We start from the raw sequence: 17,687 nt of genomic DNA, 5'->3' as shown, positions 1-17,687 counted from the left end.
CGGGGGCTCAGCGCTCCCGCAGCCGCCGCTCCAGCCGGTCGATCCCCGCCCGGACTCCGTTGCCGTATCCGTCCTCGCCCAGGGCGTCCGCCGCGTCGCGCGCCCGGTCGAGATGGATCCGCGCCGAGTCCGGCCGCTGGAGCTTCACATAGTCGGCGGCGAGATTGAGATGGAGCGAGGGGTAGAAGGCGCGCACGGCCGGTGAGGTCTCGGGCCACGCCGGCCGCTCCTCGCCCCCGCCCAGCCCGTCCGCGGCGGTCAGCGCCCGCAGATCCCAGGCCAGCTCGTCGCCGGGGTCGTCCTGGGTGTCCGCCATGTAGTGCGCGAGCGTGCAGCGGTGGAGCGCGTCACCCGCCTCCCCGATCTCCGTCCAGAGCTCGCCGAAGCGATTGCGCGCCTCCTCGCGGTCGCCGCCGTGGAGAAGCATGGCCGCCTGCCCGATCCTGGTCATGAAGGCGTCCCCCGACGTTTCCCGCTGCTCCATCGCTGCCGCCTTCGCTGCCCGTACGGTGAATCCGACGGACCAGACGCTAGCCGCCGTTACGGACAATCCCCCTCAGGCTCGGGCACACGGCCCGAGCCTGTCGGACGGGTGGCGGATCAGCCGAGGTCGGGGATGCGCCAGTCGATGGGGTCGTGTCCCTGCGCGGCGACGGCCTCATTGATCTGGGTGAACGGACGCGACCCGAAGAACTTCTTCGCCGACAGCGGCGACGGGTGCGCGCCCTTCACCACCACATGGCGCTCCTCGTCGATCAGCGGCAGCTTCTTCTGGGCGTAAGCGCCCCAGAGGACGAAGACCGCCGGGTCGGGCCGCTCGGCCACCGCGCGGATCACCGCGTCCGTGACCTTCTCCCAGCCCTTGCCCTTGTGCGAGTTGGCCTCGGCCTCGCGGACCGTCAGCACCGCGTTGAGCAGCAGCACCCCCTGCTCGGCCCACGGCATCAGATAGCCGTTGTCCGGCACGGGGTGTCCGAGCTCCTCCTTCATCTCCTTGTAGATGTTCCGCAGAGAGGGAGGGGTCTTGACCCCCGGCCGGACGGAGAAGCACAGACCGTGCCCCTGGCCTGCCCCGTGGTAGGGATCCTGGCCCAGGATCAGGACCTTGACCTTGTCGTACGGAGTGGCGTCGAGCGCCGCGAAGACCTCGTCACGCGGGGGGTAGACCGGCCCCTTCTCCCGCTCCTCCTCGACGAACTCGGTCAGCTCCTTGAAGTAGGGCTTCTGCAGCTCGTCGCCGAGGACGCCGCGCCAGGACTCGGGCAGCATGTCGGTGTCGGTCACGTCAACAACCTCCGGTAAGCGATCACTTGTATCAGTGAATGAACCTACCGGTGCCCACTGACAACGGCCGCTACCAGCTGGCCTTGCGGTACAGCTCCCACAGCTGCATGACGGTCTGCGGGTCGAGCGCCCGCTCGCCGCCCGCGATGTCCTCGGTCGAGGCGACGTACAGCTTGCCCTGCCACAGCGGGAGGAGCCGGACATCACCGACGAAGATCTCCTGGGCTCGCTCGAACTGACGAGCGACTGCGGCGCGGTCGCTCACCTTGCGCGACTCGGGCAGCAGCTGCTGGGTGATCTCGTTGCTCTCGTACGGCGTGCTCAGGGCGTTGTTCTTGCCGACGAAGGGGGCGATGAAGTTGTCCGGGTCCGGGAAGTCGGGGAACCAGCCGCGGCCGAAGACGGGATACTCCCCCTTCTGGTAGCCCGCCTGGAACTCCTTCCACGGCTTGCTCCGCAGCGTGACGTCGAACAGTCCCGACCCTTCGAGCTGGCGCTTCAGCTCGGCGAACTCGGCGGCCGTCCCCGATCCGTAGCGGTCCGTGGTGTACCAGAACGTGAGGGCCACCGGCTCGGTGATGCCCGCCTCTTCGAGGATGGCTCTCGCCTTGTCCACATCCGGGTCGCCGTACAGGTCGAAGAAGCTGGTGGCGTGGCCGGCGATGCCCTTGGGGACCATGGAGTACAGGGGCTCGGCCGTGCCCTGGTAGACCTTGGCGACCAGCGCGTCACGGTCCACGACCTGCGCCACCGCCTGCCGTACGGCGAGCTTCCCGGCCGCCGGGTCCTTGGGGTTGAAGACCAGGTAGCGGATATCGGCGCCGACGGTCTCGACCAGCTGGAGGTCCTCGTTCTCGGCCTTCTTCTCTTCGAGCTCGACGACCTGCTCCGAGGTCAGACCTCGGTAGATGGCGTCGATCTCCTTCTTCTTCAAGGCACCGAAGAGGGTGTCGGAGTCCTTGAAATACTCGATGGTGACGGACTTGTTCCTGCGGTTCGCGAACCCGTCGTAGTGCTCGTTGCGGGTCAGCTCCGCCTTCTCGCCGCCGGCGTACGAGTCGAGGACGTACGGGCCCGAGCCGGTGAGCTTGCCGTCCTCCCGGAGCTTGTCCATCGGGTACTCCGCCGGATCGACGATGGACATGGCGGGCGTGGCCAGGATGAAGGGGAACGTCGCGTCGGGCTTCTTCAGACGGAAGATGACGGTGTCGTCCCCGCTCGTCTCGACCTCCTGGAGGGACTCCAGCAGACCGGCGGGACCACCCTGCACGTCGATCTTCCGGATGCGGTCGAAGGAGTGCTTGACGGCCGCCGCGTCGAGCTTGTCCCCGTTGGAGAACGTCAGGCCCTCACGCAGTACGCACTCGAAGACCTGGTTGGACTTGTCGGCGAACTTGCAGCTCCGCGCGGCGTCGGGCTGTGGATACGTGCTGCCGGTGGGGAAGCTCACCAGAGTCTGGAAGACATTGCGGAACATCTCCCAGGAGTTGTCCCACGACGCCGCCGGATCCAGCGTGCTGGGCTCGCTCGTCGAACCGACGACTATCTTCTGCTCGGCTTCGGCGTCTTCGTCCGAGAACAGACCGCATCCCGCGAGCAGGGATATGGATGCGAGGGCCGCAGCGGTCTGCCGACTGGTCCGGTTGAACACGTGCACGCTCCTTGCTCAGCCATGGATCGGCAGACCATACCGCAGCACCCTCCGGATCAATATGGAGATCCGGAGGGGCTTTTGCGGCGGTCGCCGGTGGAGGGTGTCATCCGACGCCGGCGTTGAGGAAAATACCCCCGTCAACCACGAGTGTCTGACCGGTGATCCAGTCCGACTGGTCGGAGGTGAGGAACGCCGCGGCGCCGCCGATGTCCGCCGGGACTCCAAGCCGGCCCAGCGGGTACGCGGCCGCGGCCTCGGCCTCCCGGCCCTCGTAGAGCGCCTGCGCGAACCTGGTCTTGACCACGGCGGGCGCGATGGCGTTGACCCGTACACCCGGGGCGAACTCATGGGCCAGCTGGAGGGTCAGATTGACCATCGCCGCCTTGCTCATGCCGTAGGCGCCGATGAACGGGGACGCCGAGACCCCGGCGATCGACGCGATGTTCACGATCGCGCCGCCGTTCTCCTTCTGCCAGGCCCGCCAGGTCTGCTGGGCGAAGCCGAGCGCCGAGATGACATTGGTCTCGTACACCTTGCGGGCCACATTCAGGTCCAGCTCGGCCATCGGGCCGAAGACCGGGTTCGTCCCCGCGTTGTTGACCAGGAAGTCGACCCGGCCGAACGCCTCCATGGTGCGCTCGACGGCGACCGCCTGGTGCGCCTCGTCGTGCGCCTTGCCCGCCACGGCGATCACCCGGTCGGAGCCGAGCTTCTCCACCGCCTCCTTGAGCGCGTCCTCACCCCGTCCGGTGATGCACACCCGGTCGCCGCGGGCGACGAGCGCCTCGGCGACGCCGTATCCGATGCCCCGGCTCGCGCCCGTGACCAGGGCGACCTTTCCGCTGTCCCGCGTCTGCTGCGTCATGTCCGTCATCCCCCGGCTTCAGTTGAGCGGTCCGCCGGCGACGTACATGACCTGGCCGGAGACAAAGCCGGCCGCCTCGCCGGTGAAGAAGGCGATGGCGTTCGCGATGTCCTCCGGCTTCCCGACGCGCTGGACCGGGATCTGGGTGGCGGCCGCGGCCTGGAACTCCTCGAAGCCCATGCCGATACGGGCGGCGGTCTGGGCGGTCATCTCGGTGACGATGAAGCCGGGCGCGACGGCGTTGGCGGTGATGCCGAACTTGCCGAGCTCCTTGGCGAGGGTCTTGGTGAAGCCCTGGAGGCCGGCCTTGACCGCCGCGTAGTTGGACTGGCCCCGGTTGCCCAGCGCGGAGCTGGAGGAGAGACAGACGATACGGCCGAACTGGGCGTCCACCATGTACTTCTGGCAGGCCTTGGACATCAGGAACGCGCCCTTGAGGTGCACGTTCATCACGGTGTCCCAGTCGGACTCGGTCATCTTGAAGAGCAGATTGTCCCGGAGCACACCCGCGTTGTTGACGAGGATCGTCGGTGCTCCCAGCTCGGCGGCGACCCGCGCGACGGCGGCCTCGACCTGCGCGCCGTCGGAGACGTCGCAGCCGACGGCGAGGGCGGCGCCGCCGGCCGCGGTGATCTTCTCGACGGTGTCCTTGCAGGCCGCCTCGTCGAGGTCGAGTACGGCGACGGCGCGGCCCTCCGCCGCCAGTCGTACCGCGGTGGCGGCGCCAATGCCCCGCGCCGCCCCGGTCACGATGGCTACGCGCTGCTCGGTGGTGGACATCCCTGTTCTCCTCGCCCTAGGAACCGCGGCTCTCGATTGCTGAGCAACCGCTTAGTAGCTTCAGCAGTCGAGACGCTAGAAGCCCCGGCACGCGGTGTCAACGGCCCACGGGACCGACAGGAGGATCAGCAGCCGAAGTCACACCGGGCGGCCGTCTGCCGGTGACCCGGCGGGCGGCCCGTCAGCGGACCAGCAGGTCGAGCAGCCGTGCGGCCTCGGCCTTCGGATCGGCCGTCAGACCGGTGTGTACGGGACCGGGCTGAACGACGGTCGAACGCGGCGCGATCAGCCAGCGGAAGCGCCGGCCCGGGTCGTCGCCGGCGGCCTGCCCCGCCGCCTCGCCGCCGTGGCAGACGCTCTCGACGGCGCGCAGCGCGGCCCGTACCCCCACGACGTCCGCCGACGGGTCGAGGGCGCTCAGCTTGGCCTCGTCCAGATGGGTCATGGCCGCGACATAGGACTGGGCGCGGCAGTACACCAGCACCCCCGCGTTGAAGCACTCGCCGCGCTCCACGCGCGGCACCACCCGCAGCAGCGCGTACTCGTAGACGTCCCTCTTGCTCACTGGCCGCCGTCCTTCTCGTCCTTCGCCTGCTGAGCCGGTTGCGGTTGCCCCGTCGTACGGGTGCGGGGGGTGAGGCGGTCGGCCAGCCAGCCGGGAGCCCGCGAGGGCCCGCTCTCGGTGGGCGCCTCGATGGTGACGCGCTCATGGATCGTCGCGGCGCGCGCCAGCAGCGGTGCCACATACGCGCGGCGCAGCGCGTCCGTCGAGTCGAAGCCGGGCTCGTCGACCAGCCACTCGTCCGGCACCTCGGCGGCGACCTCGGTCAGCAGCTCCTCGGTGACCAGCGGCGCCAACTCCGCGGCGGCCGCCGCGATGTCCGGGCCGAAGGGCGCGAGCGCGTGGTCGGAGGCGTTGTACGGCTTGGCAGCGGACGCCTGGGCGCCGGGCCAGTTGTGGTGCCAGATCATGGTGGCGCCGTGGTCGATCAGCCACAGATCGCCGTGCCAGACCAGCATGTTGGGGTTGCGCCAGGACCGGTCGACGTTGTTGATGACCGCGTCGAACCAGACGATACGCCCCGCCTCCTGAGCCCCCACTTGGTAAGCTAGCGGGTCGAAGCCGAGCGATCCCGGCAGATAATCCATGCCGAGGTTCAGTCCGCCGCTCGCCTTCAGCAGCTCCTGTACCTCCTGGTCCGGCTCGGAGAGCCCGATGACGGGGTCGAGCTGCATCCGCGCCAGCACCGGGACGCGCAGGCCGAGCCTACGCGCGAGTTCCCCGCAGATCACCTCCGCGACGAGGGTCTTGCGGCCCTGTCCCGCGCCGGTGAATTTCATGACGTACGTACCGAGATCGTCGGCCTCGACGATCCCCGGAAGCGACCCGCCCTCGCGCAAGGGCGTCACATAGCGGGTCGCGATGACTTCGGTGAGCATTGCGCCAGGTTACTGCCGGGGGCCGGGGCGGTCCGACGTGTTGTCCGCAGGTCACAGTGCCCCCTACCAAAGCCGTGGAGACCATGGAAACGAACGCATTTCCCCGTCAGTTCGCCCGGACCCGCCGCTTCTCACTCGGTGTCCCCCGGCAGTTCACCGTCTCACCTGACGGCGACCGTGTGCTGTTCGTACGGTCCGTCTCCGGCTCCGGTCCGCGCGGTCTGCTGTGGCAGTACGAGCACGGGGCGGAGCGGCTTCTCGTCGACCCGGCGGCGCTCGGCGGCGGTGCCGAGGCGTCCGCGGGAGTGGTGGCGTACGCGACCGACCGCGCGGCGCGCGTGGTGGCGTACGCGCTGGACGGTGCGCTCTGGGTCGTGCGGACCGACGGCGGCGCCCCGCGGCGTATCCCCACCGCGGGGCCGGTGACCGACCCGCGGCCCTCCCCCGACGGGGCGCTCATCGCGTACGTCACCGGGGGTGCCCTGCGTGCCGTACGGGCCGACGGGACACAGGACCGGCCGCTGGCGGAGCCGGAGGGCGCCGAGGTGACCTACGGCCTGCCCGACCACGCCGCGGCGGAGTCCATCGGCAGGTCGCGCGGCTATTGGTGGTCGCCGGACAGCGACGCGCTGCTCGTGGCCCGGGTCGACACATCGATGGTGGAGCGCCGGTACATCAGTGACCTGTCGGACCCCGGCCGGCCGCCTCGCTCGATCCCCTATCCGGCGGCCGGCACGGCCAACGCGGAGACCTCGCTGCGTCTTGTCACCGTCGAGGGCGGGCACACCCCGGTCCGGCTGCCGCGCCGGGCGCCCGAGGAGGACGCGCCGGCCGGCGTGTGGCAGGACCTCGCGTTCGAGTACGTCGTCAGCGCGGGCTGGCAGAGCGCCGGCCCGGTGATCAGCGTGCAGACCCGCGATCAGCGCACGATGTGGGTGGTCCGCGCCGACCCGGCGACCGGCGAGGTCGAGCCGCTGTGCCGGCAGACGGACGACTACTGGGTGGAGTTCCCGCCGGGCGCTCCCCTGCACACCGCTTTGGGGACGGCGGTGCTGCCGTGCGTGCGCGGCGACGACCGCACCATCCGGATCGGGGGTGTGCCCGCGCCGGCCGGGCTACAGGTCCGCGCGGTGCTGGGCGCGGTGGGTGAACAGGTCTTCTTCACGGCGAGCGAGGATCCGGCGGAGGTCCATGTCTGGTCGTACGAACCGGAGCGCGGCTTCGTCAGGCTGACGGACGAGCCCGGGGTGCACACGGCCGGTGTCGGGGGCGACACGGTCGTCCTGGACAGCAGAACGCCGGCCGGTCAGACGGTGACGGTGGTGCGCGGCGGGAAGCCGGCCGGCCGGATCACGGTGCTCACCGAAGAGCCGCTGGTCACCCCGAGGCCGGTCCATCTGGTGCTCGGGGAGCGGGAGTTGCGCAGCAGGCTCCATCTGCCGTCCTGGTACGCACCGGGCTCGGGCAGGCTGCCGGTGCTGCTCTGCCCGTACGCGGGCCCCGGCATGCAGGTCGTGACCAGGGCGCGCGGCTGGTACACCGCGGTGGCGCAGTGGTACGCCGAGCAGGGCTTCGCCGTGCTGGCCACGGACGGGCGAGGCACCCCCGGGCGCGGGGTGGAGTGGCAGCGGGGCATCGTCGGTGACCGGCTGGGGCCCGTCCTGGAGGACCAGATCGACGCGCTGCACGCGGCGGCCGAGCGGTACGACGCCCTGAACCTGGCACGCGTGGGCATCCGGGGCTGGTCGTTCAGCGGTTATCTGGCGGCGGGCGCCGTGCTGCACCGTCCCGATGTGTTCCACGCGGCGGTCGCGGGCGCGCCGCCGACCGACCGGCGGCTGTACGACACGTACTGGGAGGAGCGCTTTCTCGGGCACCCGGACGTCCAGCCCGACGCCTACGAGCGCTGTTCGCTGCTCCCGGACGCCGGCAAGCTGACCCGCCCACTGATGCTCGTCCATGGACTCGCCGACGACAATGTGGCCCCGGCCCATACGCTGCGCCTCTCGGCGGCGCTGCTCGCCGCGGGCCGGCCGCACACCGTATTGCCGCTGTCCGGGACGGGCCATCTCGTCAACCGGGAAGGGGTGGCGGACAGCCTTCTCCTCCTGGAACTCGACTTCCTCAAAAAATCTCTGAATGCTTGAACGTTGCAGTGTCTGTCCCCGTATCCCTTCACGAGCCGGCCGACGGAGAGCCGGCCGTGGAACGGGAGCTGGCTCATGACGGGAACGCAGGGGACCGCACGGATCGTGGCGCGCAGGACCGTGGTCGCCGCGGCGGGCGCGGTGGGACTGGGCGCGGCGCTCGTCGCGTGCGGCGACTCGGAATCGGGCAGCCCGGCGGGCTCCGCCGCCGAGAAGCCCGCGGCCGGCGGGAAAGGCGACGTCCTCGCGAAGACTACCGACATCCCCGAGGGGGGCGGAAAGGTCTTCGCCGATCAGGGTGTGGTGGTCACGCAGCCGGTGGCGGGCGAGTTCAAGGCCTTCTCGTCCAAGTGCACGCACCAGGGCTGCGCGGTGAAGGACGTCGCCGACGGGATCATCCACTGCCCGTGTCACGGCAGCCAGTTCAGCGCGGCGGACGGCAGTGTGAAGACCGGGCCCGCGACCCAGCCGCTGCCCGCCGCGTCGATCAAGGTGGCGGGGGACGCGATCACGCTCGCGTGACCGGGCGTCGCGTGACCGGGCGTCGAGAGATCGGGCGTCCGGAGAAGCTGAAAACCGGCTGACGGAAACGGCTGACCGGCGGCGCGGCCGGTCAGCCGTTGACCGTCAGGGCCGCCCCGCCCAGCGCCTCGACCGCCGCCCTGATCGAAGGACGGCGGTCCGCGTCGGTCCGCCAGACGGCGTAGATGTGCCGGCGCATCTTCTGCCGTACGGGGACGACCGCGACGCCCTCGGGCACCGGGCCACGCCCCAGCCGGGGCGCCACACAGACACCGAGTCCCGCCGCGATCAGCGCCAGCTGGGTGTGATGCTCCCCCGCGAGATGCCCGATCCGTGGTTCGAAGCCCTTCGAGCGCAGCGTGAACATCAGCCAGTCGTGGCAGAACTCACCCTCCGGCCAGGACACCCACTCGTCGTCGGCGAACTCCTCCAGATCCACTTCCGGCCGCTCGGCGAGCCGGTGGTCGACGGGCATCGCCACATCGGCCGCGTCGTCCAGCAGATGCGCCGTGGCCAGGCCGCCGGGCACCGGCAGCCGTTTGTTGCTCCAGTCCAGCACCACCGCGAGATCGAGATCGCCCCTGATCACCCCGCGGATCCCGGCCTCGGGCTCCAGCTCCCGCGAGCTGACCCGCAGCTCGGGATGGCTCGCCCGCAGCGCGCGGAGCGCGACGGGGAAGAGCCCGCGGGCAGCCGTCGGAAAGGCCGCGATCCGCACCTCACCCACCACCCGGCCGCGCTGCGCCTCGATGTCGGACTGGGCGACCTCGACCTGGGAGAGGATCCGCGCGGCGTGGTCGGCGAGCAGCCGCCCCGCGTCGGTGAGCCGGACTCCGCGCCCGTTCCTGGCCAGCAGCTGCTGGCCGACCTCGCGCTCCAGTTTGGCCAGTTGCTGGGAGACCGCCGAGGTGGTGACATGCAGCCCCTCGGCTGCGCCGCTCACCGAACCGTGCCGGGCGAGGGCGTCCAGGGTCCGCAGCCGCTCCAGATTCAACATGTAAGCAATACTAATCAGAGTGGTGGACAAAGTCTCGCTTGTCCTACGAGATGGTCCGGGTCATCGTTACCCGTATGAGCACCGCCACCCCGCCCCGTCCCGGGCCGGCCTCCGCGCCCCTGTCTTCCTCCGCCCCGGACCCGACCCCGGACCTGACCACGGGCCTGACCACGGGCCTGACCACCGATCCGGCCCCGGCCCCGGCTCCGCCCCCGGGCGCCGCTCAGCCCCGTACCCGTCCCGCTCTCGACTGGCGCATCCGGTTCGCGGCGCTCTCGCTCATCTGGGGCTTCAGCTTTCTGCTGATCAAGGTCGGTACCCACGGCTTCGCCCCCTTCCAGGTCACCTTCGGCCGGCTGTTCTTCGGCACGGCGGTGCTGGCCGTCGCGATGGCGGTCAAGCGCGATCGGCTGCCCCGCGGTCTGCGCACCTGGGGCCATCTCACCGTCGCGGCGTTCATCCTCAACGCGCTGCCCTTCTCGCTGTTCGCCTACTCCGAGCTGACGATCCCCTCGACCCTCGCCGGCATCTGCAACGCCACCTCCCCGCTGTGGGGCATGGCGCTGTCCATGGTCGCCCTCTCCGAGGACCGGCCCACCCGCCGCCGGGTCGCCGGGCTCGGTATCGGCTTCCTCGGTGTGCTGACCGTGCTGGGCGCCTGGCAGGGCTTCTCCGGGCTGGACTTCACGGGCACGGCCATGGCCCTCCTCGCCTCGCTGAGCTACCCGATCGGCTGGATCTACGTACGCCGCACCCTGGCGGGCAGCAGCAGCTCGCATCTCTCCCTGACCGGTGCGCAGCTCTTCCTCGGGACGGTCCAGCTGGCGGTGGTGACGCCGCTGTTCACCACCCTGCCGACCTCCTTCCCGGTCGGCCCGCTGCTCTCCGTGATCGTGCTCGGCGCGCTGGGGACGGGGCTGGCGATCCTGATCCAGTACGGACTGGTCGCCGAAGTCGGCCCGACGACCGGCCAGATGGTCACCTACTTCATCCCGGTCATCGCCACCGCGGCCGGTGTCACGCTGCTCGGCGAGCAGCTGAGCTGGAACACCCCGGTCGGCGCCCTGATCGTCCTCGCCGGGGCCGCACTGACCCAGAGCAGGGCGAAGCGGCCCGCGAGCCGTCAGCCGTAGCTGCGCGCGGTCGCCGGGCCGGCCGCCGATGCCACCGCGTCGGCGACCGGCCCGATGTCGTCGGCCGTCAGGTCCGACACCGTCAGCCGTACGCCCTGCGGCGCGGACATCCGGAAGCGGGCCCCGGGTGCGACCGCCCAGCCCGCGTGCAGCAGCCGCGCCACCGCCCCGGTCTCGTCGGCCACCGGCACCCAGACATTCATCCCGCTGCGGCCGTGCGCCGTGACACCCCGTTCCGCCAGGGCCTGTACGAGCGCGTCCCGCCGCTCCCCGTACGCCCGCGCGACGGCTCGCGGGTCCACGGCCCCCGAGGTCCACAGCTCGACGACGGCCCGCTGGAGGAGCCGGCTGACCCAGCCGGGGCCGAGCCGCTGCCGTCCCGTCACCCGGTCCACGGTGATCGCGTCCCCGGTCAGTACGGCGAGCCGCAGATCCGGTCCGTACGCCTTCGCGGTGGAGCGGACGAGCGCCCAGCTGTCCGTGACGCCGGCGAGCGGGTGCAGCGGCAGGTCCACCATGCAGTGGCCGTGGTCGTCCTCGATGAGCAGCACCTCGGGACGGACGGCGAGGAGGGCGCGCAGTTCCCCGGCGCGGGCCGCCCCCACCGAGGCGCCCGTCGGATTCTGCGCGCGGTCGGTGATGATGACCGCCCGGACGCCCGCCCGGAGCGCCCGGTCCAGTTCGGCGGGGAGCGGCCCGTCGTCGTCGAGCCCCACGGGCACGGGCCGCAGCCCGAGCGCGGGCACGAGGTCCAGCAGGCTGCTCCACCCCGGGTCCTCGACGGCGACCGCGTCGCCCGGTTTGAGGTGCGCGGCCAGCACGCGTTCGATCGCGTCCAGCGATCCGGAGGTGACGGCGACCGGTCCCGGAGGCACCCCGTCGGCGTCCAGACCGGCGCGGGCGAGCCGCGCGAACTCCGCGTCGACGGGCGCCTGTCCGTACAGCCCGGGCCGTTCCGCGTTGTGCCGCGCGGCGGCCGCGAGGGCGTCGTGCAGCGGAGGCAGCAGGGCCGGGTCCGGGTTGCCCTCGGACACGTCCCGTACGCCGGGCGGCGCGTCGACACGGATCGAGCCACGGGCCGTACTGGCCGGGCGCGGTCGCACCCGGCTCCCCCTGCGCCCCGCCGTCTCGATGACCCCGCGGTCGCGCAGGGTGCGATAGGCGGCCGCGACCGTGTTCGGGTTGACCCCGAGGTCGGTCGCCAACTCCCTCATGGGGGGCAGCAGTTGCCCCGGGGCCAGCTCGCCGGAGCCGACGGCGCGCTCCACATTCGCCGCGATGTCGACCGCACGCCGGCCCGCGATCCGATACTCTCCTAGCACAAAGAACACTATGCACTAGTGCAATGGAGGACGCAAATGCCGGAGAGGGCAACGCCGGAGACCGCACCACGGGGGAACACCACCGCCTACCGGCCGACCGCGCGCACCGTCCCCACCCGCGCCCGGGACCGGGCCGGCTACGACCGTGAACTGGTGCACGGCATACTCGACGAGGCGTACGTCTGCCATCTCGGTTTCGTCCGCGACGGCGCCCCGGTCGTCCTTCCGACGCTCTACGGACGCGTGGACGAGCGGCTGTACGTCCACGGCTCGACCGGCTCGCGCCCGCTGCGCATGGCGAGCGGTACGGGCACGGACCACAGCGGTACGGAGGGGACGGAGGGGACGGACCCCGGCCTCGCCGTCTGTCTGACCGTCACCCATGTCGACGGGCTGGTGCTGGCCCGCTCCGCCTTCCACCACTCGATCAACTACCGCTCCGTCGTGGTGCACGGCATCGCCCGCCAGGTGACCGACCCCGAGGAGCGGCGCAGCGCCCTCGACGCGATCGTCGACCATGTGGTCCCCGGCCGTTCCTTCGACTCGCGCCCCGCCAACGACCGTGAGCTGGCCGCGACCGCCGTGCTCCGCCTCGATCTCGACGAGGTCTCCGCCAAGGTCCGCACCGGCGGCCCCAACGACGAGCCCGAGGATGTCGGGCTCCCCCACTGGACGGGAGTCGTACCGGTCGTGCACGGCTATGGCGCACCCGTCCCGGCCGACGATCTCGATCCGTCCGTCGCCCTGCCCGACTACCTCTCCGTGCTCTAGCGCCTCTCCCGCACCAGATCCTTTCCGGCGTCGGCGTCGGCGGGCGCGGGCCGTGCGGCCCGCGCCCGCGCACATCAGACGAGCGCCGCCGCCCTGCGGCGGACCGCCGCGGTCCTGGCCTCGGCCACCGCCAGACCGCCCACCGCCGCGAGCAGCAGCAGGGTGCCCGCCACGGTGGCGGTGGTCAGCCGCTCACCGAGCAGACCGACCGCGATGACCGCCGCGCTCACCGGCTCCAGCAGCATGATCACGGAGACCGTGGCGGCACGTACCATCGCGGCCCCCGCGAAATAGAGGGCGTAGGCGAGCGCGGTCGGCACCGACGCCACGTACACCAGCAGCCAGATCACCTGGGCGGGTTCCGTGGTGTGCGGCAGCAGTCCCTCGCCCACGGCGAGCGGCAGCAGCAGGACCGAGCCGATGCCGAAGGCCCAGGCGGTCGTGGACACCGCGTCGGCTCCGCCGCCGTCGCGCCCCAGCCACCGGGTGAGCAGCGTGATCCCCGCGTACCCGGCCGCCGACAGGACCGCGAGCGCGACCCCGGCCGGGCGTACGCTGCCGCCCTCGCCGCCCAGGACCAGCACACCGAGCCCGGCCAGCGCGCCGGTCACCGCGACCAGACCGCCGCCGCCGAGCCGCTCGCCCATGGTGAATCGCGCGCCGAGCGCGATCAGGACGGGGCCCGCGCCGAGGGTGACGACCGTGCCCACCGCGAGACCGGTCGCCTCGACCGCGGCGAAGTAGGCGCTCTGGAAGAGGGTGAGGCCGACACCGGTCACGGCGATACGGACCAGCCGCCGACGGCGCGGCTCCACGAGGGCGGGCTCACGGCGCGGCCGCAGCGCGAGCACCCCGAGCAGCAGGACGAGGCCACCGACGCAGCGCCAGAAGGAGAGCGCGAGGGGGCCGAGGTCGCTGATCCGGTAGACCAGTGAGCCGGCGGCGCCGGCGGTCCCCCAGGCGACCCCGGCGACGATCAGAAAGAGGAGGCCCCGTCCGACAGGCATGCCGGAAGCAGGGGCGGAGGAAGGATTCGACACGTGACGTCTCCGTGTGAAGAACGGGTGGGTGGTCGCTCAGCTCCGTCACGCGGGCAGCGACGAGCCGCTCGGGGACTGCCCGAGCCCGGTCTTCGTCAGCGGATGGCCGCCCGCGCTAAGCGGCGGGAGGCGGCAGTACGGTCAAATGCATGATCAGCACCCTAGGTGGTGGTGCGGTCGGCGGACAACCGCGCCGTTCCGGCGGCCTCGTCCCCCAGGCCGCCGGCCACCGGCCCTGAGGGCGCCTTCGGTGTGGAGGACTGCGCGATGAAGGCACCGATGAGCACCACCGCGCCGCCGAGGATCTGCGGCGCCGAGAGATGCTCGCGCAGCAGCACCCAGGCCAGTACGGTCGCGATGACCGCCTCCAGACAGGCGACCACGCCCGCCACCTGCGGGGAGAGCTTGCGTACGGAGATCACTCCGGTCACGTAGGCGAGCACGGTCGCGATCAAAACGATCCAGCCGAGCAGCAGTCCAGCGGCCACCTGTGTGCCGCCCAGGTCGGCGCTCCCGCCGAGCAGGGACCAGTCCATTCCCCAGGGACGGGCGGCGACGGTCAGTACGACGGCGCCGACGAGCAGGCCGTACGCGATCACCCCCAGCGGGTCGGCCGCGTCGTCCGCGTCGCCGCCCTGGTCGGACAGGACGAAATAGCCGACCTGGCAGCAGGCCGCGGCGAGCGCGAGCAGTACTCCGACCGGGTCGAAACCCACTCCGGCCCAGACCTCGACCACACAGGCGAGACCGCCCACCGCCAGGACGACCCCGACCGCGGCGGCGCGGGTGACGGGCCGGCGCTGGACGAAGCGGACCCAGAGCAGGACGAGCGCCGGGGCGAGATATTCGATGAGCAGCGCGACCCCGACGGGGATACGGGAGATCGCGGCGAAGTAGCAGGCCTGGACGCCCGCGACGGCGAGCAGGCCGAACCCGGCGAGCAGCGCGGGCTTCCGGCGCACCAGCGCGCGGTGGCGCCAGGCCACCGGGAGCATGACCAGGGCGGCGCCGGTGACCCGCAGCCAGACCACATGGAGCGGGTCGAGGCCTGCTTCGATCAGTGGCTTGGCCGCGACTCCGGAACCGCCGAACGCGAACGCCGACGCCAGGGCGAGTCCCAGGCCGGCGCTCCTCCGCTGAGACGCGTGCATGGCGTCATCATGACAGCTGGCGTCAGGAGCGTCATCCTCATGACGCCTGTCGAGATGCGGCGGACAGCCGCCCGGCCAGCGACCGGGTGTCCACCCCGGCGCGCTCCAGCACCTCGACCGCGCGGCAGACCCGGTCGGCGGCGAGCGCGGCGAGCAGATCCGGTCCGCCGGCCCGCGGTTCGCCCCGTACCGCCGCACGGTTCAGCGCGTGCCCCATGGCGGCGACGGCCGGCGGGGACCAGCCGGTCACGGCTTGCTTCCGCACCAGGGGAACGGCCCCGGAGTCCTCCACCGTCCCCTGCCAGCGCAGGCCGTAGCCGATGCTGCGCTGGACGAGGTAGCCGAGCACCCGGGCCACCTGGGCGCCGCTGTCGAACGCGGCCCGCACCTCGGGGTCCGTTTCCAGCAGCGAGTGCAGCAGATGCGCCGTGTCGATCTGCGCGTCACCGTCGCGGTGTGCCCTTCGGCGTGCGCCCGCGACGACCGAAGCCAGCTCCGTGGTGAGCCGGGCTTCGATTTCGGCGCGGCGCGGTACGGAATCGGCGGGGGTCGCGGCGGGCTGTTCGGGCACCCGCGGGAGAGGGCTTTGCACCCTCCCACCCCATCAGCCCCGCCCTGCCTGTGGCATCACCGGTGGGAAGCATCTTGCCGTCCCACCGGAGTTGGGCACATCTGGACGGGTTCTCCTCCTTACGAATGAGATCACCCCCCTTCTCCCCCGAGGCGCGCGCGCCTCCTTGCCTTCCCGGGACGCGAAAGGGCCCCGCGGCGATGGCCGCGGGGCCGTTTCGTGTCCTTCCGGTGAGGGTCAGTCCTCATCGGCGAGGATCAGATAGAGCTTCTTGCGCGCTTCGTTGATGACCGCGAGGGCCTTCTGCCGCTGCTCGGACGTGCCGGTCTTCCAGACCTGCCCGAACGCCTCCATCAGCCCGAAGCCGGCCTGACGGATCTCGTTCATGGTGTCCCAGTCGATTCCGCGACCGGCCTCTTCCCACGGCGCCTCGGGCCCCGATTCCGCTTCCGTACGCCCGGTCTCGGTGAGCGTGAACAGCTTCTTGCCGCCCTCGCTCCGGCTGGTGATCAGCCCCTCGTCCTCGAGCAGCTGGAGCGTCGGGTAGACCGAGCCGGGGCTGGGCTTCCAGGCCCCGCCGCTGCGCTCGCCGATCTCCTGGATCATCTCGTAGCCGTGCATCGGCCGGTCCTTCAGCAGCGCCAGGATCGAGGCGCGCACGTCACCGCGGCGTGCCCTGCCCCGGCCGCCACCGCGACCCCTGCCGCCACCACCGAAGGGTCCGCCAAAGGGGGGACCGAACGGCCCGAAAGCCCCGCGTCGCCCCTCGAAGTCGCCCCGGCCGTGATGGCCCGGCCCGCAGTGACCGGAACCCGGTCCGTGCTCATGTCCATGTGAACGCATCGCTACGCTCCTCTCATCGTTGATCTGTCGCGATGCGTCAACGATATATCGGAACCCATCGTTTGACAAACACCCTGGTCCGACCCAGGACCGCCATTTTTGGACTTGCGGGTCCATTTTCGTTGTCGCACAGTGGCACTGCGCCCTGGCTTTCCAGGGCCCTGTCCGGTCGACCGCGGCACGCGGTCCGGCCGTTCGGGTTCGCGGTGCAGAACCGAGCAACGGAGTGGACCATGTCAATGCGACTTGAGGGCCGGACCGCCCTGGTGACCGGAGCGACCAGCAACATCGGGCGGGCCATCGCGGAGGCTTTCGCCGCCGAGGGGGCGTACGTCGTCGTCTCGGGCCGCAGCGCCGAGCGCGGCAAGGAGGTCGTCGAGGGGATCCGCGCACGCGGCGGGCGCGCCGACTTCGTGCGGGCCGATCTGGACGGAAGTGCCGCCGCCTCGCAGGCCTTGGCCGAGGAAGCGGCGCGGGTTCTCGGCGGCCGTATCGACGTCCTGGTCAACAACGCCGGCATCTACCCCGGCGATACCACGGCGGCCACGGACGAGAGGACCTTCGACCGGGTCTACGCGGTCAACGTGAAGGCCCCGTTCTTCCTGACCGCGGCCGTCGCACCCGCCATGGTGGAGGCCGGCGGCGGAGTGATCATCAACCTGGGCTCCTGGATCGCGCGACTGGGCATTCCGATCGGCGCCCTCTACAGCTCCACCAAGGGAGCCATGGAGACGCTGACCCGAGCCTGGGCAGCGGAGTTCGGGCCGCGGGGCGTTCGGGTGAACGCGATCTCCCCTGGCGTGGTCCAGACGGCCGCCCCCGGAGAGGTCCATCCCGCCGAGATCATGATGAAGGGCACGCCCGCCGGACAGATGGGCACCCCCGATGCCATCGCGAACGCCGCCGTGTACCTGGCCGGTGACGAGTCCTCATTCGTGCACGGCATCGTGCTCGATGTCGACGGCGGCCGCACCACCGCCGCCGTCATCGCCGGCTGACGCATGGCACCGCCCCCGAGAGCGCCCAGGGGGCAGGCGGTTTCGGTGCGGCCGCCCCGACCCGTGAGCTGCGCACCAGGAAGGTGTCTGGCCCGCGCCAAGACCGACGTCGGCCCTGCCCCCGTGGTCGAATCCGGGCCGCCGGTCCTGGATTGGCCTTGGTCTGCGG

18 protein-coding genes are annotated in these 17,687 nt (G+C 71.4%); 5 read left to right on the top strand and 13 right to left on the bottom strand.

All coding sequences use genetic code 11. From position 1 onward, the window contains the following. Positions 1-7 precede the first annotated feature (7 nt). The 7 genes from ACZ6MZ_RS27765 to ACZ6MZ_RS27735 form a co-directional block, all read right to left on the bottom strand. Positions 8-484 (bottom strand): hypothetical protein, encoded by a 477-nt coding sequence (locus ACZ6MZ_RS27765; RefSeq protein ID WP_384180855.1) that lies wholly within the window; start codon positions 482-484, stop codon positions 8-10. Positions 485-600: 116 nt separating this feature from the next. Further along, the gene (locus ACZ6MZ_RS27760) at positions 601-1,284 is read right to left on the bottom strand and encodes a uracil-DNA glycosylase (protein ID WP_384180857.1); all 684 of its coding nucleotides are present in this window, start codon (positions 1,282-1,284) and stop codon (positions 601-603) included. A 70-nt stretch (positions 1,285-1,354) separates the two neighbouring features. Continuing rightward, complete coding sequence (locus tag ACZ6MZ_RS27755) at positions 1,355-2,935, bottom strand: ABC transporter substrate-binding protein (RefSeq protein ID WP_384180859.1); 1,581 nt, start codon at positions 2,933-2,935, stop codon at positions 1,355-1,357. Positions 2,936-3,041: 106 nt separating this feature from the next. Next, the gene (locus ACZ6MZ_RS27750) at positions 3,042-3,803 is read right to left on the bottom strand and encodes an SDR family oxidoreductase (RefSeq protein ID WP_469355010.1); all 762 of its coding nucleotides are present in this window, start codon (positions 3,801-3,803) and stop codon (positions 3,042-3,044) included. A gap of 18 nt (positions 3,804-3,821) precedes the next feature. Further along, a complete protein-coding gene (gene fabG / locus ACZ6MZ_RS27745; RefSeq protein ID WP_389785325.1) occupies positions 3,822-4,583 on the bottom strand; it encodes a 3-oxoacyl-ACP reductase FabG in 762 nt (253 codons plus the stop codon). Positions 4,584-4,764: 181 nt separating this feature from the next. Continuing rightward, positions 4,765-5,148, bottom strand: a complete 384-nt coding sequence (locus ACZ6MZ_RS27740; protein WP_389785323.1) for a DUF3037 domain-containing protein — start codon at positions 5,146-5,148, stop codon at positions 4,765-4,767. Beyond that, positions 5,145-6,023: a HipA family kinase gene (locus ACZ6MZ_RS27735; protein WP_469355008.1), complete on the bottom strand. Its 879-nt coding sequence runs from the start codon at positions 6,021-6,023 to the stop codon at positions 5,145-5,147. Before ACZ6MZ_RS27735 ends, ACZ6MZ_RS27740 begins: the two co-directional genes overlap by 4 nt. An 83-nt stretch (positions 6,024-6,106) precedes the next feature. Here ACZ6MZ_RS27735 and ACZ6MZ_RS27730 point away from each other — a divergent pair, with 83 nt between their 5' ends. Together ACZ6MZ_RS27730 and ACZ6MZ_RS27725 are read left to right on the top strand one after the other, a co-directional pair. Further along, positions 6,107-8,170 (top strand): prolyl oligopeptidase family serine peptidase, encoded by a 2,064-nt coding sequence (locus tag ACZ6MZ_RS27730; RefSeq protein ID WP_469355006.1) that lies wholly within the window; start codon positions 6,107-6,109, stop codon positions 8,168-8,170. 75 nt (positions 8,171-8,245) lie between these two features. Further along, positions 8,246-8,692 (top strand): Rieske (2Fe-2S) protein, encoded by a 447-nt coding sequence (locus ACZ6MZ_RS27725; protein ID WP_469355004.1) that lies wholly within the window; start codon positions 8,246-8,248, stop codon positions 8,690-8,692. Between the two features lie 91 nt (positions 8,693-8,783). On the opposite strand, the gene ACZ6MZ_RS27720 is transcribed toward ACZ6MZ_RS27725, so the two are convergent. Beyond that, entirely contained in the window at positions 8,784-9,689 is a 906-nt protein-coding gene (locus ACZ6MZ_RS27720) for a LysR family transcriptional regulator (RefSeq protein WP_386878842.1), read from the bottom strand. Positions 9,690-9,727: 38 nt separating this feature from the next. On the opposite strand from ACZ6MZ_RS27720, the gene ACZ6MZ_RS27715 reads away from it, so the two are divergent. Beyond that, complete coding sequence (locus ACZ6MZ_RS27715; RefSeq protein ID WP_469355002.1) at positions 9,728-10,822, top strand: DMT family transporter; 1,095 nt, start codon at positions 9,728-9,730, stop codon at positions 10,820-10,822. Here ACZ6MZ_RS27715 and ACZ6MZ_RS27710 read toward each other — a convergent pair. Next, a complete protein-coding gene (locus ACZ6MZ_RS27710; protein WP_469355000.1) occupies positions 10,813-12,144 on the bottom strand; it encodes an aminotransferase class I/II-fold pyridoxal phosphate-dependent enzyme in 1,332 nt (443 codons plus the stop codon). The genes ACZ6MZ_RS27715 and ACZ6MZ_RS27710 overlap by 10 nt on opposite strands. Before the next feature lie 36 nt (positions 12,145-12,180). Here ACZ6MZ_RS27710 and ACZ6MZ_RS27705 point away from each other — a divergent pair, with 36 nt between their 5' ends. After that, a complete protein-coding gene (locus tag ACZ6MZ_RS27705) occupies positions 12,181-12,915 on the top strand; it encodes a pyridoxamine 5'-phosphate oxidase family protein (RefSeq protein ID WP_469354998.1) in 735 nt (244 codons plus the stop codon). A gap of 74 nt (positions 12,916-12,989) precedes the next feature. Here ACZ6MZ_RS27705 and ACZ6MZ_RS27700 read toward each other — a convergent pair whose 3' ends face one another. The 4 genes from ACZ6MZ_RS27700 to ACZ6MZ_RS27685 form a co-directional block, all read right to left on the bottom strand. Beyond that, positions 12,990-13,922, bottom strand: a complete 933-nt coding sequence (locus ACZ6MZ_RS27700; RefSeq protein ID WP_469354997.1) for a DMT family transporter — start codon at positions 13,920-13,922, stop codon at positions 12,990-12,992. Positions 13,923-14,116: 194 nt separating this feature from the next. Next, positions 14,117-15,106, bottom strand: a complete 990-nt coding sequence (locus ACZ6MZ_RS27695) for an EamA family transporter (RefSeq protein ID WP_469354996.1) — start codon at positions 15,104-15,106, stop codon at positions 14,117-14,119. A 37-nt stretch (positions 15,107-15,143) separates the two neighbouring features. Then, positions 15,144-15,698: a peptidase gene (locus ACZ6MZ_RS27690; RefSeq protein WP_469354995.1), complete on the bottom strand. Its 555-nt coding sequence runs from the start codon at positions 15,696-15,698 to the stop codon at positions 15,144-15,146. Between the two features lie 216 nt (positions 15,699-15,914). Continuing rightward, on the bottom strand, positions 15,915-16,520 hold the full coding sequence (locus ACZ6MZ_RS27685; RefSeq protein ID WP_384192734.1) for a PadR family transcriptional regulator: 606 nt from the start codon (positions 16,518-16,520) through the stop codon (positions 15,915-15,917). 233 nt (positions 16,521-16,753) lie between these two features. Here ACZ6MZ_RS27685 and ACZ6MZ_RS27680 point away from each other — a divergent pair, with 233 nt between their 5' ends. Then, positions 16,754-17,518 carry an SDR family NAD(P)-dependent oxidoreductase gene (locus ACZ6MZ_RS27680; protein WP_469354993.1) on the top strand — a complete coding sequence of 255 codons (765 nt, stop codon included), beginning with the start codon at positions 16,754-16,756 and terminating at the stop codon, positions 17,516-17,518. Positions 17,519-17,687 lie beyond the last annotated feature (169 nt).

It is taken from the genome of Streptomyces sp. NPDC042201, from assembly GCF_055582185.1.
The sequence above is the reverse complement of the archived record's forward strand: the minus strand, read 5'-3'. Positions and strand labels throughout refer to the sequence as shown.